This window comes from Streptomyces sp. NPDC005925 (assembly GCF_040638805.1).
Lineage (GTDB): Bacteria > Actinomycetota > Actinomycetes > Streptomycetales > Streptomycetaceae > Streptomyces.
Genome location: NZ_JBEXVL010000001.1, coordinates 28598 through 44121, shown reverse-complemented (window position 1 = coordinate 44121; position 15524 = coordinate 28598). Strand labels below are relative to the sequence as shown.

14 protein-coding genes and 1 tRNA gene are annotated in these 15524 nt (G+C 72.8%); all 15 read left to right on the top strand.

The window, feature by feature from the left end:
- The first annotated feature begins 3 nt into the window (after nt 1–3).
- The gene (locus ABZ354_RS00195; protein WP_358651271.1) at nt 4–1476 is read left to right on the top strand and encodes a ThuA domain-containing protein; all 1473 of its coding nucleotides are present in this window, start codon (nt 4–6) and stop codon (nt 1474–1476) included.
- A 120-nt stretch (nt 1477–1596) separates the two neighbouring features.
- The gene (locus ABZ354_RS00190; RefSeq protein WP_358651269.1) at nt 1597–3015 is read left to right on the top strand and encodes an inositol-3-phosphate synthase; all 1419 of its coding nucleotides are present in this window, start codon (nt 1597–1599) and stop codon (nt 3013–3015) included.
- Nucleotides 3012–4142 (top strand): SCO3242 family prenyltransferase, encoded by a 1131-nt coding sequence (locus tag ABZ354_RS00185; protein WP_358651267.1) that lies wholly within the window; start codon nt 3012–3014, stop codon nt 4140–4142. Before ABZ354_RS00190 ends, ABZ354_RS00185 begins: the two co-directional genes overlap by 4 nt.
- Nucleotides 4143–4258: 116 nt before the next feature.
- Nucleotides 4259–5308, top strand: a complete 1050-nt coding sequence (locus tag ABZ354_RS00180) for a sugar phosphate isomerase/epimerase family protein (protein WP_358652189.1) — start codon at nt 4259–4261, stop codon at nt 5306–5308.
- Entirely contained in the window at nt 5305–6027 is a 723-nt protein-coding gene (locus ABZ354_RS00175) for an EboA domain-containing protein (protein WP_358651265.1), read from the top strand. The genes ABZ354_RS00180 and ABZ354_RS00175 overlap by 4 nt, the downstream gene beginning before the upstream one ends.
- A complete protein-coding gene (locus ABZ354_RS00170; RefSeq protein ID WP_358651263.1) occupies nt 6027–6875 on the top strand; it encodes a TatD family hydrolase in 849 nt (282 codons plus the stop codon). The genes ABZ354_RS00175 and ABZ354_RS00170 overlap by 1 nt, the downstream gene beginning before the upstream one ends.
- Before the next feature lie 3 nt (nt 6876–6878).
- Nucleotides 6879–8048 carry a metabolite traffic protein EboE gene (gene eboE, locus ABZ354_RS00165; protein ID WP_358651261.1) on the top strand — a complete coding sequence of 390 codons (1170 nt, stop codon included), beginning with the start codon at nt 6879–6881 and terminating at the stop codon, nt 8046–8048.
- Nucleotides 8045–9481, top strand: coding sequence for a nucleotide pyrophosphatase/phosphodiesterase family protein (locus ABZ354_RS00160; protein ID WP_358651259.1), 1437 nt, complete (start codon nt 8045–8047; stop codon nt 9479–9481). The genes eboE and ABZ354_RS00160 overlap by 4 nt, the downstream gene beginning before the upstream one ends.
- A 31-nt stretch (nt 9482–9512) precedes the next feature.
- Complete coding sequence (locus ABZ354_RS00155; RefSeq protein ID WP_358651257.1) at nt 9513–10562, top strand: sugar phosphate isomerase/epimerase; 1050 nt, start codon at nt 9513–9515, stop codon at nt 10560–10562.
- Between the two features lie 260 nt (nt 10563–10822).
- Nucleotides 10823–10907, top strand: a tRNA-Leu gene (locus ABZ354_RS00150).
- Between the two features lie 660 nt (nt 10908–11567).
- Nucleotides 11568–12740, top strand: coding sequence for an ATP-binding protein (locus ABZ354_RS00145; RefSeq protein WP_358651255.1), 1173 nt, complete (start codon nt 11568–11570; stop codon nt 12738–12740).
- Nucleotides 12737–13138, top strand: coding sequence for a roadblock/LC7 domain-containing protein (locus ABZ354_RS00140; RefSeq protein WP_358651253.1), 402 nt, complete (start codon nt 12737–12739; stop codon nt 13136–13138). Before ABZ354_RS00145 ends, ABZ354_RS00140 begins: the two co-directional genes overlap by 4 nt.
- Nucleotides 13135–13512 carry a DUF742 domain-containing protein gene (locus ABZ354_RS00135; RefSeq protein ID WP_358651251.1) on the top strand — a complete coding sequence of 126 codons (378 nt, stop codon included), beginning with the start codon at nt 13135–13137 and terminating at the stop codon, nt 13510–13512. Before ABZ354_RS00140 ends, ABZ354_RS00135 begins: the two co-directional genes overlap by 4 nt.
- Nucleotides 13487–14080: an ATP/GTP-binding protein gene (locus ABZ354_RS00130; protein WP_358651249.1), complete on the top strand. Its 594-nt coding sequence runs from the start codon at nt 13487–13489 to the stop codon at nt 14078–14080. Before ABZ354_RS00135 ends, ABZ354_RS00130 begins: the two co-directional genes overlap by 26 nt.
- Before the next feature lie 16 nt (nt 14081–14096).
- Entirely contained in the window at nt 14097–15446 is a 1350-nt protein-coding gene (locus ABZ354_RS00125; RefSeq protein ID WP_358651247.1) for a cytochrome P450, read from the top strand.
- Nucleotides 15447–15524 lie beyond the last annotated feature (78 nt).

Here is a 15524-nt window from a genome sequence, read left to right as displayed (position 1 = left end):
CCCATGCGCACACGCGTACGCACCACCACCGCCGTCCTGGGCGCCGCCCTGCTCCTGGGCTGCGTCGCGGGCCCCACGGCCGCCCAGCCCGACAGGACCGGCAGGGCCGGCAAGCGGGTCCTGGTCTTCTCCAAGACCGCCGGCTTCCGCCACGACTCCATCCCCGAGGGCGTCGCCGCGGTGAAACGACTCGGCGAGACGGGCGGCTTCACGGTCGACGCGACCGAGGACGCCGCCGCCTTCACGGCGGACAACCTGCGCCACTACGACGCCGTCGTCTTCCTGTCCACCACGGGCGACGTCCTCGACGCCGCCCAGCAGACCGCCTTCGAGGGCTACATACGCAAGGGCGGCGGCTACGTCGGCGTCCACGCCGCCGCCGACACCGAGTACGACTGGGAGTTCTACGGCGGCCTCGCCGGCGCCTACTTCCAGTCCCACCCGGCGATCCAGCCCGCCACCGTGCGCGTCGAGGACCACGCCCACCCGGCGACGTCCGGGCTGGCCAAGACCTGGAACCGCACCGACGAGTGGTACAACTACCGCTCCAACCCGCGCGAACGCGCCCACGTCCTGGCCTCGCTCGACGAGTCCTCGTACACCGGCGGCACCATGAACGGCGACCACCCCATCGCCTGGTGCCAGGAGTACCGCGGCGGCCGCGCCTTCTACACCGGCGGGGGCCACACCAAGGAGTCCTACGCCGCACCGGACTTCCGGCAGCACTTGCTGGGCGGCATCCGGTACGCCATCGGCGACGCGCAGGCCGACTGCCGCCCGGAGACCGGCTACCGCCCGCTCTTCGACGGCACCCCCGCCTCTCTCGCGGACTGGCAGCAGGCCGGCCCCGGCTCCTTCGCCCTGGCCGACGACGGCACCCTCACCACCGCCGGCGGCATGGGCATGCTCTGGTACGCAGGCCGGAGCTTCGGGGCGTACTCCCTGAAGCTCGACTGGAAGATGGCCGGCGACGACAACTCCGGTGTCTTCGTGGGCTTCCCGCCCTCCGACGACCCGTGGTCGGCCGTCGACCACGGGTACGAGATCCAGATCGACGCCACCGACGTGCCCGAGAAGACCACCGGGTCCGTCTACGGTTTCCGGTCCGCCGACCTGAAGAAGCGCGACCGCGCGCTGAACCCGCCGGGGGAGTGGAACACGTACGAGATCCGCGTGGAGGGCGAGCGCCTCCGCGTCTGGCTCAACGGCGTGAAGATCAACGACTACACCAACACCGACCCGGCCCGCTCCCTGACCGACGGCCATCTCGGCATCCAGAACCACGGAGCCGACGACCAGGTGTCCTTCCGGGACATCCGGATCAGGGAACTGCCCGCGCGGCCGGCTGCCGGGGGGCACGAGCCGGTGGCCGGCGAGGCGGGGTCCGCGCAGGCCCCCGCCGAGGCGGCGCCGGCACGGATGCCTGCCGGAACGCCCGCCGAGGTGCCCGCGCGGGCACCCGCCGCGGGCGATTGAGCGGCGGCGGGCGGGGGACGCCGTACCCCCGCCCGCCGTCTCCACCACGTGCCCGGGGTGCGCACGTCCTCGCGCACCCCGGGTGTCCCGCAGGGCTCGCGTACGACAAGGAGGCTGCCCATGTCCGCGTCCCGTTCCGCATTCCGTTCCGAATCCCCTTCCGTGTCCCGTGTCGGCGTCTGGCTGATCGGGGCCCGCGGTTCCGTCGCCACGACCGTCGTGGCGGGCTGCGCCGCACTCACCGCAGGACTGCACCCGCCGACCGGGATGGTCACCGAGACACCCGTGTTCGCCGACAGCGGCCTGCCCGCCCTGTCGTCCCTCGTCTTCGGCGGCCACGACACCGTCGACTGCCCCCTGCCCAAACGCGCCGAGGCCCTCGCCGCCGGAGGCGTACTCCCGCCCGGCCTGCCCGCGGCCGTACGGTCCGAGCTGACCGCCGCCGACGGCGAGATCCGCCCCGGCGGCCCCCTGCCCGGCGACAACCGCGACACCGACACGCTGATCTCCGCCTTCGCCGCGGACCTCCAGGACTTCGTACGACGCAACCGCCTCACCCGCGCGGTCGTCGTGAACGTCGCCTCGACCGAACCCGCCCCCACCGGCTCCGCGCTCCCCGCCAGCTCCCTCTACGCGGCCGCCGCCCTGCGCGCCGGCTGCCCCTACGTCAACTTCACCCCCTCCACGGGCCTGCACCACCCGGCACTGGCCGAGGCCGCCCGGTCGTCCGGGCTGCCGTACGCGGGCCGTGACGGCAAGACCGGGCAGACGCTGCTGCGCGCGGTGCTCGGGCCGATGTTCACCCAGCGGGCCCTCGCCGTCCGCGCCTGGTCAGGGACGAACCTGCTCGGCGGCGGAGACGGCGCGGCCCTCGCCGACCCGGCAGCCGCCGCGGCGAAGAACGCCGGCAAGGAACGCGTCCTCGCCGACACCCTCGGCACCACCCCCGAGGGCGAGGTGCACATCGACGACGTGCCCGCCCTCGGCGACTGGAAGACCGCCTGGGACCACATCGCCTTCGACGGTTTCCTCGGCGCGCGCATGATCCTCCAGACCATCTGGCAGGGTTGTGACTCCGCCCTGGCCGCCCCTCTCGTCCTCGACCTCGCCCGCCTCCTCGCCCGCGCCCACGAGGCCGGCCTCTCCGGCCCCGTCGGCGAGCTCGGCTTCTACTTCAAGGACCCGGTGGGCACGTCCCCGGCCGGCCTGTCGGAGCAGTACGCGGCGCTGGCGGGTCTGGCAGAGCGGTTGCGGGGACCGGAGGAGACCCCTCGCCCCGCTGCGGCGGAGGGCACGGGCGACACGGGTCGCGTGCGCGACGCGGCCGCCGTGGGCGGCACGGACGGCGTGGGCGACGCCGGCGCCGCGGGCGACACCGGTGGCCCGGGCGCCGGGGGCGTCCCCGGCGAGACGGACGGTGCGGGCCGGGTGGGAGGCCCGGCCGGCCCCGGAGGCGGGGGCGGCGCGAGCCGTGCAGGCGGCCCGGGCGGCACCGGCGGCGCAGGTCGCGTGCGCGGCGCCGGCGGGGAGGACCGATGAGCGGGGACGGGGGAGCGGGTCAGCACGGACCTGGGACGGCGTGGAGCCCCGCCGCCACCAACCCCCCTGCCGCCACCAACCCCCCTGCCACCACTGCCCCCTGCACCGCCCGCACCCCGCCCACAGCCGCCGAGCACCGACGTGCCTGGGCCGAACTCCTCCGCCTCCCCGCCCTGTTCACCGTCCCCGGGGACGCCCTCGCCGGTGCGGCTGCGGCAGGTGCGCGACCCGGCCCGGGACTGCTGCTGGCCATCGGTTCCTCCCTCTGCCTGTACGAGGCCGGCATGGCGCTCAACGACTGGGCCGACCGCGCCGAGGACGCCGCCGAACGCCCGCACCGTCCGCTGCCCTCCGGACGGGTCCGTCCGGCCGCAGCCCTCGCCGCGGCCTGCGCCCTCACCGGCGCCGGGCTGGCCCTGGCCGCACGCGCGGGCCGCCCCGCCCTCGCGGTCGCCGCGCCCCTCGCGGCCACCGTCTGGTCGTACGACCTCGCCCTGAAGCACACCCCGGCCGGGCCCCTCGCCATGGCGGCGGCCCGTGGCCTCGACCTGCTCCTCGGCGCTGCCGCCACCACCGGCCACACTCGCGCGGCACTGCCCTCCGCCGCCCTGCTGGGCTCGCACACCCTCGCGGTCACGGCGGTCTCCCGCCAGGAGACCCGCGACGGTTCACCCCTGCCACCCCTCGCGGCCCTCGCCACCACCGGCCTCCTGGCCCACCTGGTGACCCGCCGCACCCCTGAGCCCCCGGCAGGCCGACGGGCAGCAGCCGCCCCCGGCCTGCCGGGTCCCCGAACCGGCAACGGCAGAGGACCGACCGGAGGGCCGGGCAGCGGGCCGGGAGGGCGCTTCGGCCCTGCCGTCCCCCGCCCCGCCACCACACAGGGCGCCGCGCTCACCACCGCGCTCGGCGCCGCCTACGCCCTCACCGCCGCGCGCCCCTACGTCCACGCCGCCCTCAACCCCTCACCCCCTCTCACCCAGCGCGCCGTCGGAGCCGGCATCCGCGCCACGATCCCCCTCCAGGCCGCACTCGCCGCCCGCTCCCGCGCGGGCGCCGTCGCCCTGCTGGTCGCGGCGCTGGCCCCGGCCGGACGGAGGTTCGCGAGGAAGGTGAGCGTCACATGAGCCCCCAGTCCCACCGGCCCCCGCACCTCCCGGCCCCCGCCGCGGCCCCCACGCCGACCTCCACGTCAACCGCCCCCGCACCCGCCTCCCTCCGCTTCGGCTACGGCACCAACGGCCTGGCCGACCTCCGGCTCGACGACGCCCTCTCCCTCCTCGCCGACCTCGGGTACGACGGCGTCGGTCTGACCCTCGACCACATGCACCTCGATCCGCTGGCCCCCGACCTCGGCGCCCGCACCCGCCGGGTCGCCCACCGGCTGGACGAACTCGGTCTCGGCGTCACCGTGGAGACGGGCGCCCGCTATGTGCTGGACCCGCGCCGCAAGCACGGCCCGTCCCTGCTGGACCCCGACCCCGGCGACCGGGCCCGCCGCGTCGACCTGCTGATCCGTGCCGTACGGGTCGCCGCCGACCTCGGCGCCCACGCCGTGCACTGCTTCAGCGGCACCCTGCCCGACGGCACCGACGAGGACACCGCGTGGGGACGCCTCGCGGACACCCTCACCCCCGTGCTGGACGCCGCCGAAACCGCCGGCGTCCCGCTCGCCCTCGAACCGGAACCCGGTCACCTCCTCGCCACCCTCGCCGACTTCCACCGCCTGCGCCGCGCCCTCGGCGACCCCGCCCACCTCGGCCTCACGCTGGACATCGGCCACTGCCAGTGCCTCGAACCCCTTCCTCCCGCCGACTGCGTCCGCGCCGCCGCGCCCTGGCTGCGGCACGTACAGATCGAGGACATGCGCCGCGGTGTCCACGACCATCTCCCGTTCGGGGACGGCGAGATCGACTTCCCACCCGTGCTCGCCGCCCTCACCGCCGCCGGCTACCAGGGCCTCACCGTCGTCGAACTCCCGCGGCACTCCCACGCCGGCCCGCACCACGCCGCCCGCTCCCTCCCCTTCCTCCGCGGCGCCGCACACCACGCAGCCACCACCCCACCCGGGAATGCCCCTCCCGGCGCCCCCACCGCGGCCTCCGCCGCCCCGACTTCCGGTGGTCCCGCCGCGGCCTCCGCCGCCCCGACTTCCGGTGGTCCCGCCGCGGCCTCCGCCGCCCCGACTTCCGGCGCCCCCACCGCGGCCTCCGCCGCCCCGACTGCCCACACCGCCTCCGTCCCACCTGCCCGCGACCGTTCCGCCACCCCCGAAGGGAGCGGCACCCCATGACCCGTCCCCACACCCCACCCGCCGCGACGGGCACCCCGGCGTCAGACGCGGAGCGAACTCCACCCGCCCTGTGCGCCCCCGTCGCCGAACTGCACCGCTTCGTCGTCGCGCACCTCGCCGCGCCCGGCCGCGCCTGGCTCGGCCAGGCCCTCCACGAGGCCGCCACGCACCCCGGCATCCACGGGCCGATCTCGGTGTGGGAACTCCGCCTCGCCGAGGCCGGCCGGCGCTGCGGCCCCGCCCACGCCGACGCCGCACGCGTCCTCATCCTCGTCGCGGCCCGCGCCGGCCTGGAGGCACTGAGCCGGGTGTACGCGCAGGGCACCGCCGACGAACGCCGCGCCGTGCTGCACGCCCTGCCCCACCTCGTGCCCGGTCCCGACGCGCTGCCGCTGGTCGAGGACGCGCTGCGTACGAACGACACCCGGCTCCTCGCCGCCGCCGTCGGCCCGTACGCCGCCCGGCACCTCGACGCCCACCAGTGGCGGCACGCCGTACTGAAGTGCCTGTTCACCGGGGTGCCCGTGGCCGTCGTCGCGGACCTGCCGCGCCGCGCACACCAGGACGCCGAACTCGCCCGGATGCTCGGCGACTACGCCGCCGAACGCGAGGCCGCCGACCGCACCGTCCCCGACGATCTGTACCGCGTCCTGGCCCTCACCGGGTCCGCGGCCCCGCCGCCGCACCGCGCGGACGACCCCCACGGCAAGGAGTCCTGATGCGCATCTTCGACCCCCACATCCACATGACGTCCCGCACCACCGACGACTACGAGGCCATGTACGCCGCGGGCGTCCGTGCCGTGGTGGAACCGTCCTTCTGGCTCGGCCAGCCCCGCACCTCGCCCGACTCCTTCCGCGACTACTTCGACTCCCTCCTCGGCTGGGAGCCCTTCCGCGCCGCCCAGTACGGCATCGCCCACCACTGCACGATCGCCCTCAACCCGAAGGAAGCGAACGACCCGCGCTGCCGGCCCGTCCTGGACGAACTGCCCCGGTATCTCGTCAAGGACGGCGTGGTGGCCGTCGGCGAGATCGGCTACGACTCGATGACGCCCGCCGAGGACACCGCGCTGGCCACGCAGCTCGAGCTCGCCGCCGACCACGACCTGCCCGCGCTCGTGCACACCCCGCACCGCGACAAGCTCGCCGGGCTGCGCCGCACCCTCGACGTGGTGCGCGAGTCGGCGCTCGCCACGGACCGCGTCCTGGTCGACCACCTCAACGAGACCACCGTCAAGGAGGCCAAGGACAGCGGCGCCTGGCTGGGCTTCTCCGTCTACCCGGACACCAAGATGGACGAGGCTCGCATGGTGGCGATCCTGCGCGGCCACGGCCTGGACAAGGTCCTGGTGAACTCCGCCGCCGACTGGGGCAGGAGCGATCCCCTCAAGACCCGCAAGGTCGGCGACCTGATGCTCGCCGAGGGCTTCACCGAGGACGACGTCGACCGGGTGCTGTGGCGCAACCCCGTCGCCTTCTACGGCCTCAGCGGGCGCCTGAACCTCGACGTGGCCCCGGCCGACGCCACCCACGAGGGCAACTCCATCCTGCGCGGCGGGGAGTGAGCCGTGCGGTTCCGCCACCCCGACGGCTCCACCGTCCACCTCGCCTACTGCACCAACGTGCACCCCGCCGAAACCCTCGACGGTGTCCTCGCCCAGCTCCGCGACCACTGCGAACCCGTCCGCCGCCGCCTCGGTCGCGACCGCCTCGGCATCGGGCTGTGGCTCGCCCGCGACGCCGCACACACCCTCGTCTCCGACCCGTCCGCGCTGCGAGGCCTGCGCTGCGAACTCGACCGGCGCGGTCTGGAAGTCGTCACCCTCAACGGCTTCCCCTACGAGGGGTTCGGCGCCGACGAGGTCAAGTACCGCGTGTACAGGCCCGACTGGGCCGACCCGGAACGCCTCGAGCACACCACCGCCCTCGCCAGAGTCCTCGCCGGGCTGCTCCCCGACGACGTCACCGAGGGCAGCATCTCCACACTGCCACTGGCCTGGCGCACCGCGGCCGGCGACGACCGCACCGAGACCGCCCTTGCCGCGCTGCGCATCCTCGCCCAACGTCTCGACGTCCTCCACGAACTCACCGGCCGGTCCATCCGCGTCGCCCTGGAACCCGAGCCGGGCTGCGTCGTCGAGACCACCGGCGACGCCATCGCCCCCCTTGCAGCGATCGGCCACGACCGCATCGGCATCTGCGTCGACACCTGCCACCTCGCCACCTCCTTCGAAGACCCGCACACCGCAGTCGACGCGCTCACCGACGCCCACGTCACCGTCGTCAAGTCCCAGCTGTCCGCCGCCCTGCACGCCGAACGGCCCGGCCGGCCCGAAGTCCGCGAAGCGCTCGCCGCCTTCGCCGAACCCCGCTTCCTGCACCAGACCCGCGTCACCACGGTCGACGGCCTCCGGGGCACCGACGACCTTCCCGAGGCACTCACCGGCCGGGCCCTGCCCGACACCGCGCCCTGGCGCGCCCACTTCCACGTCCCCCTGCACGCGCCCCCCGCCACGCCCCTCACCTCCACCCTTCCCGTACTGAAAGCGGCGCTGACCCGGCTGGTCGGCGGCCCGCACCCGCTCACCCGCCACCTCGAGGTCGAGACCTACACCTGGCAGGCCCTCCCGCCCGAGCTGCGGCCCCGTGGCCGAGCCCAGCTCGCCGACGGCATCGCCGCCGAACTCACCCTGGCCCGCGACCTGCTGACCGACCTCGGCCTGAAGGAACTGCCATGAGCACCCGCCCCACCCCGCTCCTCGTCCTCGACGTGGTCGGTCTCACCCCCCGCCTCCTCGACCACATGCCCCACCTCAAGCGGCTCGGCCAGTCCGGCTCCCGCGCCCCGCTCGGCACCGTCCTGCCCGCCGTGACCTGCGCCGCCCAGTCCACCTTCCTCACCGGGGCCCACCCCGCCGAGCACGGCATCGTCGGCAACGGCTGGTACTTCCGCGAACTCGGCGACGTCCTGCTGTGGCGTCAGCACAACGGCCTCGTCGCCGGCGACAAACTCTGGGACGCCGCCCGCCGCGCCCACCCCGGCTACACCGTCGCCAACATCTGCTGGTGGTACGCCATGGGCGCCGACACCGACATCACGGTCACCCCCCGCCCCGTCTACTACGCCGACGGCCGCAAGGAACCCGACTGCTACACCCGCCCCCCGGCCCTGCACGACGAACTCACCGCGAAGCTCGGCACCTTCCCCCTGTTCCACTTCTGGGGCCCCGGCGCCGACCTCGTCTCCAGCCGGTGGATCATCGACGCCACCCGTCACATCATGAGCACCCGCCAACCCGACCTGACGCTCTGCTACCTCCCCCACCTCGACTACGACCTGCAGCGCTTCGGCCCCGACGACCCGCGCTCCCGGCAGGCGGCCGAAGACCTCGACGCGGCCCTCGCCCCGCTCCTGGACGACGCCCGGGCCGAGGGCCGTACCGTCGTCGCCCTGTCCGAGTACGGCATCACCCCCGTCAGCCGCCCGGTCGACATCAACCGCGCCCTGCGCCGCGCCGGACTCCTGGAGGTGCACACCCAGGACGGCATGGAGTACCTGGACCCGATGGCGTCCCGTGCCTTCGCCGTCGCCGACCACCAGATCGCCCACGTCTACGTCCGCCGCCCCGAGGACCTGGAGGCCACCCGCGCCGCCCTCGAAGGCCTGCCCGGCATCGGGCAACTGCTGGACGACGAGGGCAAGAAGGCCCACCACCTCGACCATCCGCGCTCCGGCGAACTGGTCGCCGTCGCGGAACCGGACGCCTGGTTCACGTACTACTACTGGCTGGACGACGCACGCGCGCCCGACTTCGCGCAGCTCGTGGAGATCCACCGGAAGCCCGGCTACGACCCGGTCGAGCTGTTCATGGACCCGCTCGACCCCTATGTGAAGGTCAAGGCGGGCACCGCTCTGCTCCGCAAGAAGCTCGGCATGCGCTACCGCATGGCGGTCGTGCCTCTGGACCCCTCACCCATTCGCGGCAGCCACGGCCGCCTTCCACAGAGCGACGACGACGGTCCGCTCCTCATCTGCTCCACCCCCCGCGCCGTCGGCGACCGTGTCGCGGCCACCGACGTGAAATCACTGCTGCTCCACCTCGCCGGTCTCGCCGACGGGCCGGCGACCGACCTGTCCGTCACTCATCACAAGGGAAGCACGCACCACTGACAACGCCCATCGACTTCGAGGAGTCCCAGGCATGAGCCGCTCGTCGCACAACGTTCCCGACCCCGAACTCACCCACCGCCTCAGCCGACGAGGCATGCTCGGCGTAGCGGCGGGCGCCACCGCCGCGGCCCTGCTCGGCGCCGCGTCCCCCGCCACCGCCGCCCCGAACACCGCCGCCGCGTCGGCCGCGGGCCGCGGCCGTCCCGTCCTGCCGCCCGGACGGCTCGGCATCCAGCTCTACAGCCTGCGCGACAAGGTCTCCACGCTGGGCTTCGCCCCCGTCTTCGCCGAACTCGCCAAGTACGGCTACGACGAGGTCGAGTTCGCCGGCTACACCCAGGGCTCGGCCGGTCCCATCACCCTGGCGCAGCTCAAGCGCCTGGCGAAGGACCACGGCCTGCACCCCATCGGCAGCCACGTCGGCTACTACGCCGACAACGACCCGAACGCGTACACCTTCGCGCAGAACCTCACCCAGGTCCTCGACGACGCCGAGGCCCTCGGCCTCCAGCACATCGGCACCGCCTCCGGACCGTTCCGCTACGGCTCGACCGTGGACGCCTGGAAGCGGGCCGCCGAGGACTTCAACACCTATGGCGCGGCGGCGAAGGCACGCGGCATGAAGTTCTACCAGCACAACCACTCCGAGGAGTTCTCCTTCGCCACCGACGACCCCACGGTGCGGCTGTACGACGTCCTGCTCGCGGAGACCGACCCCGATCTCGTCCACCTGGAGATGGACATCTACTGGGCCTACGTCGGCCAGTTCCGCTTCTCCAGGCGGCCCGACGGCACGGCCGCGCCGTTCGAGCCGATCGACTACGTCCTCGAGCAGCCGCACCGCTACCCGCTGTTCCACGTCAAGGACGGCGAGCGAGACCCGTCGGACCCGTCCGGCTACCGCATGACGGACGTGGGGGACGGCGACATCGACTACCGCGGGTTCCTCTCCGGCGTGAACCGGCTGCGGGGCGAGCGCCTCGCACACCACTGGCAGGCCGAACACGACAACCCGGCCGAGTCCCTCACCTTCGCCCGCCGCTCCAGCGAGCACCTGCACTCCCTGCGCGAGAACTGCTGACACCCGGCACACTCCGCCGCGCATCGAGGAGCAATCGAGGAGGCCCTTCCCGCACCCCGGGGAGGGCCTCCTCGTAGCGCTCCCACCACCGGTTCACCTACGGACAGCGATGGATCGACGGCGTACGGTAAACCGGTCCGGGAAGGTGCCCAGGGAAGGCGCCCCAGTGGACGGAAACGCAGGTGAAGGGCACTGCGAAAGCTTGGTATTGTTGTCCTCGTCGCCGCGCGGAGAAGACTCCGCCGGGCGGCAAACACCTCGTCCGGGTGGCGGAATGGCAGACGCGCTAGCTTGAGGTGCTAGTGCCCTTTATCGGGCGTGGGGGTTCAAGTCCCCCCTCGGACACTCTCAGTGACATACAAGGTCCCGACCGTGAGGTCGGGACCTTTCGCGTGCGTCCGGCGCCGATCGCGGTCCGCCGCCGCCCGGGGGCTGTCACGGCCCGGGGACCGCCGCCGCCCGGGGTGGCGCGCTCGGCGCGACGTGGAGACGTTCTCGAAGCCTCCTCAAGGCCGCCCTCCCCATGGCGGCGAGCAACGCATCATTGCAAAACGTGGCCCCGCCAACGAAGTCCCCACAGGGACGGAATCGGGGATTCCCCACAGGGTGGCCTGGATCACTTTCGACCGTCTTTTCTGTCGCCCCGGCCGCACCTGGTTTCTCGGTGAAGCAACGCACATTGCCGACGGAAACCCGTGCGCGACGGAGGGGGTGGCGGTGTGCGCCGGTGCGCGGCGGTTTTCCCTTGCAGATGCAGGGAAGAACAGCGCGTCCCGGGGCGTCCCGGTTATCCCCCAAGGGATCGTCTGCGCAGTTTTCCTGACGTGTGTTCAATGGATAGTCCGGTGATACGATCACCGCGATTTGCGGAGCAGGCGGACAGGTGTACGACACCTCCGACCTTCAGGGACGTCCGGAGGATCACCCGGACAGAGGCGGTACGCCGGCCCATCCGCAGTGACGGGAATTCAGCAAGCCGACCGTCGGTCGCCTGAAGAGAGTCTTATGACGGAATACATGCAGAACCCGGTGCTCTGGGCTCTTCTCGTCGTGCTCGTTGCCGCTGTCGCCCTCATCGTCCGGCAGCGCAGGGCGGCGCGTGCATTGCGACAGGAGATTGCGGCGCTCGCGTCCCACAACGCCGAACTCGAGAACAACTATGCGCAGTCCGTCCGGGCAGCTCAGGAGGAAGCCGAGGAAGGCACGAAAACCGTGCTGAAGTCCGCGATGCGGACATTGCAGGGACTTGCAGCCGAACAGCAACTGGTCGTTTCCCGGCTGCAGTCCAAGTACGGTGACTCCACCATGCTGCAGGACCTGCTCGAAATCGACCACACCAACTCACAGTTCGGCCGGCGTGCCCAGTCCATCGCCGTTCTGTGCGACGGCTGGCTCGGCCGGCAGCGCGACGTGGCCTCCGTGTACGACGTGGTGCGCAGCGCGCAGGGCCGGATCCGGCACTACCGCCGGGTGGACATTCTCTCCCAGGTCGACTTCGGCATCACCAGCCGCGCCGTCGAACCGCTCGCGCTGGCCCTCGCCGAGCTCCTCGACAACGCCACCAGCTACTCCAGCCCGGACACCGTCGTCGAGATCAACATCCGTACCGTGCCCAAGGGCATCTGCATCGTCGTGGACGACGCCGGTGTCGGCATGAGCGACGAGGAACGCGCCCGCGCCGGGAAACTGCTCTCCAGCGAGATCGCGACCGGCGTGGCCGGGCTCGGGAACCCGCCGCAGTTCGGCTTCGCCGTCATCGGCGTGCTCTGCGAACGCTTCGGCTTCGAGGTGTCCGTGGACTCCGGCTCGCCCTACGGCGGAGTGCGCGCGGTGCTGCTGATCCCGCACGATCTGCTCACCGCCATGCCGGAGAGGAAGGCCCCCGCCCCGGTCGTGCCCGCGACCGCCGGCGTCGGCCCGGCCGCCGGTCCCGAGCCCTCGGTGGTCGGGTCCTCGACCGTCGACGGCCTGCCCAAGCGGCGCCGCAAGCGGCCGATGGCCATCGTGCCGGGCAGCGCCCCGGCCACCGGCGCACCGGCCCGCTCCGGCGCGGAGAAGGCAGCGATCATGGGCGCCTTCCAGCGCGGCACGCAGTCCGGCCGCGTCGCGCAGCCCGACTCCGCGGACGAAGAGGGCAGAACCCGTGGTGCAAGCAGCGAAGGTGATGAGGTCTCGTGACGCACGATCTGTCCTGGATGCTCGACAGCGCCCTGGAGATTCCCGGGGCACTGCACGCGGTCCTCATATCCGCCGACGGTCTGCTGATGGCAAGAACCCGGGACATCGGCAAGGACGACGCCGACCGTGTCGCCGCCGCCATGAGCGGGGTCCAGTCCCTCAGCCGGTCCCTCGGCTTCTTCTGCGAGGACGCCACCCAGCAGTGGCGGCAGACGCTGGTCGAGTTCGACGGCGGCTGGGTCTTCCTGATCTCCGCCGGTGAGGGCGCCTACCTCGGTGTCTCCGCCACGCCGGACGTCGACATGGCGGACATCACCTTCCGCATGCAGCAGCTCGTCGCCCAGCTCGGCAAAGAGCTGACGACGCCGCCGCGCGAGAACCTCGGCGCCCGCTCATGACCGGCCTCGACGGCTGGGAGCCGGAGGCGCCGGAGCTCGTACGGCCGTACGTCATCACCAAGGGCCGTGGTCTGCCCGACGAGCAGCAGCTCTCGCTGATCACCCTCGTCACCGCCGCCCCCGAGCACGCGCGCCGGCCCACTCGGCTGTCCCCGGAGGAGCAGAGCCTGCTGGACATCTGCTCCGCCGGGTACCTCTCGGTCGCCGAGATCGCCGGGCACACCAGGCTGCCCCTGGGGGTGGTGAGGATCCTCCTCGCCTCGCTCATCGAGGGCGGGTTCGTCGTCACCCGTCCGCCGGTGCAGCGCGCCGCAGTCGCCGACAAGCAGATCCTGGAAGAGGTGCTGCATGGTCTCCGCGCCAAGTTTGGATGAGCAGGACTACGTCCGCGACGGGGCGTCGCAGACCGCCGTGAAGATCCTCGTGGTCGGGCACTTCGCGGTCGGCAAGACGACGTTCATCGGGGCGATCTCCGAGATCGAGCCGCTGACCACCGAGGAAACCATGACCCGGGCGGCCGAGACCGTCGACGACCTCAAGGGCGTCAACGGCAAGACCACCACCACGGTCGCCATGGACTTCGGCCGGCTCACCATCAGCGACCGTGTGGTGCTGTACCTGTTCGGAACGCCGGGCCAGCAGCGCTTCGTCCAGGTGTGGGAGGACATGGCGCGCGGCGCGCTCGGCGCCCTGGTGCTGGTCGACCCCGAGCGACTGGCGGACTCCTTCCCCGTCATCGACCTCATCGAGCACTACGGACTCGACTACGCCATCGCCGTCAACCACTTCGACGGGTCGCCGCCGCGTGACGCGCGGGCGCTGCGCGAGGCACTGGACCTGCTCGACGACACCCCCGTCGTCACCTGCGACGCCCGCGACGAGAAGTCGTCGGCCGCCGCGCTGACCACTCTTGTCCGCTACTTGCTGGACCGTGCCCAATAGGAAGCTGAGAGCAGACATGGACGCTCACGACACCGCCCCGGTTCCTCCCCCCGGGTGCCCGGCCCACGGCTCCGGCGCCCGCGTGCCGCTGCACGGACCGGACTTCGCGGCCGACCCCCAGGCGTACTACGCCTACCTGCGGCAGTACGGTCCCGCGGCGCCCGTGGAGCTCGCCCCGGGGGTGGAGGCCACCCTCGTCACCGACTACACGGCGGCCCTGCAACTCCTGCAGGACTCCGGTTTGTTCCGCAAGGACTCGCGCCGCTGGCGGGCCTTCAACGAGGGCGAGGTCGCCCCGGACAGCCCCGTCGTACCCCTGCTGGCGTACCGCAAGAACTGCATGTTCTCCGACGGCGCCGAGCACCTGCGGCTGCGGCAGGCCGTCACCGACAGCATGGCCCGCGTCGACACACGCCGCCTGAGCCGCAGCACCGAGCAGGTCTCCGACTACCTGATGGCGCAGTTCTCCGGGCGCGGCTCGGCCGACCTGCTCGGCGACTACGCCAAGCAGTTGCCGCTGTTCGTGTTCAACGAGCTGTTCGGCTGCCCCGCCGGCATCGGCGACCGGGTGCTGTTCGGCGTCTCCGGCATGTTCGACGGCGTCAACGCGGAGAAGTCGGCCGAGGTGCTGTTCGAGGCCGTCGGCGAGCTCGTCGCGCTCAAGCGGGACCGTCCCGGCGACGACGTCACGTCCTGGCTGATGCAGCACCAGGCGCGGTTGTCCGACGACGAGATGGTGCACCAGCTCGCGCTGCTGCTCGCCGCCGGCACCGAGCCGCTGCGCAACCTCATCGGCAACGCTCTGCACCGACTCCTCACCCATGACGCGTACGCGTACAAGGGCGGGCTGATCGACGAGGCCGTCGACGACACGCTGTGGGAGAACCCGCCGATCGCGAACCTCGCGCCGCACTACCCGGCGATGGACATGGAGTTCGCGGGGCAGCAGCTGCGCTCGGGCGACCTGGTGCTCGTCAGCTTCGCCGCGGCCAACACCGGTCCGGCGCTGTCGGCGGCCCGGCAGGCGGGCAGCAACCGCGCCCACCTGGCGTGGAGCGCGGGTCCGCACGCCTGCCCGTCGAAGGAGCCCGCGCGGCAGATCACGGTGACGGCCCTGGAGAACCTGCTGACCCGGCTGCCCGACGTGGAGCTCGCCGTGCCCGAGGACAGTCTGAGCTGGCGTCCCGGCCCGTTCAACCGTGGCCTCGCCGCGCTGCCCACCCGTTTCACCCCGGTGCAGCCCGCCCCGCGGTCCGTACCCGGGGTGAGGCCGGAGACGGCGGCGTCCTCCGGCCGTGGCGCGGAGGAGCGCAGGAGCGAACGCGGCGGTCGCTGGAGCCAGTTCCTCAACTGGCTCACGAAGTGATCTCACGACACGCCTCACTCCACACCGGAGCATGAAGAATTTGCCTCACGGGTAGTGAGCAACGCGTTACGAGTGATG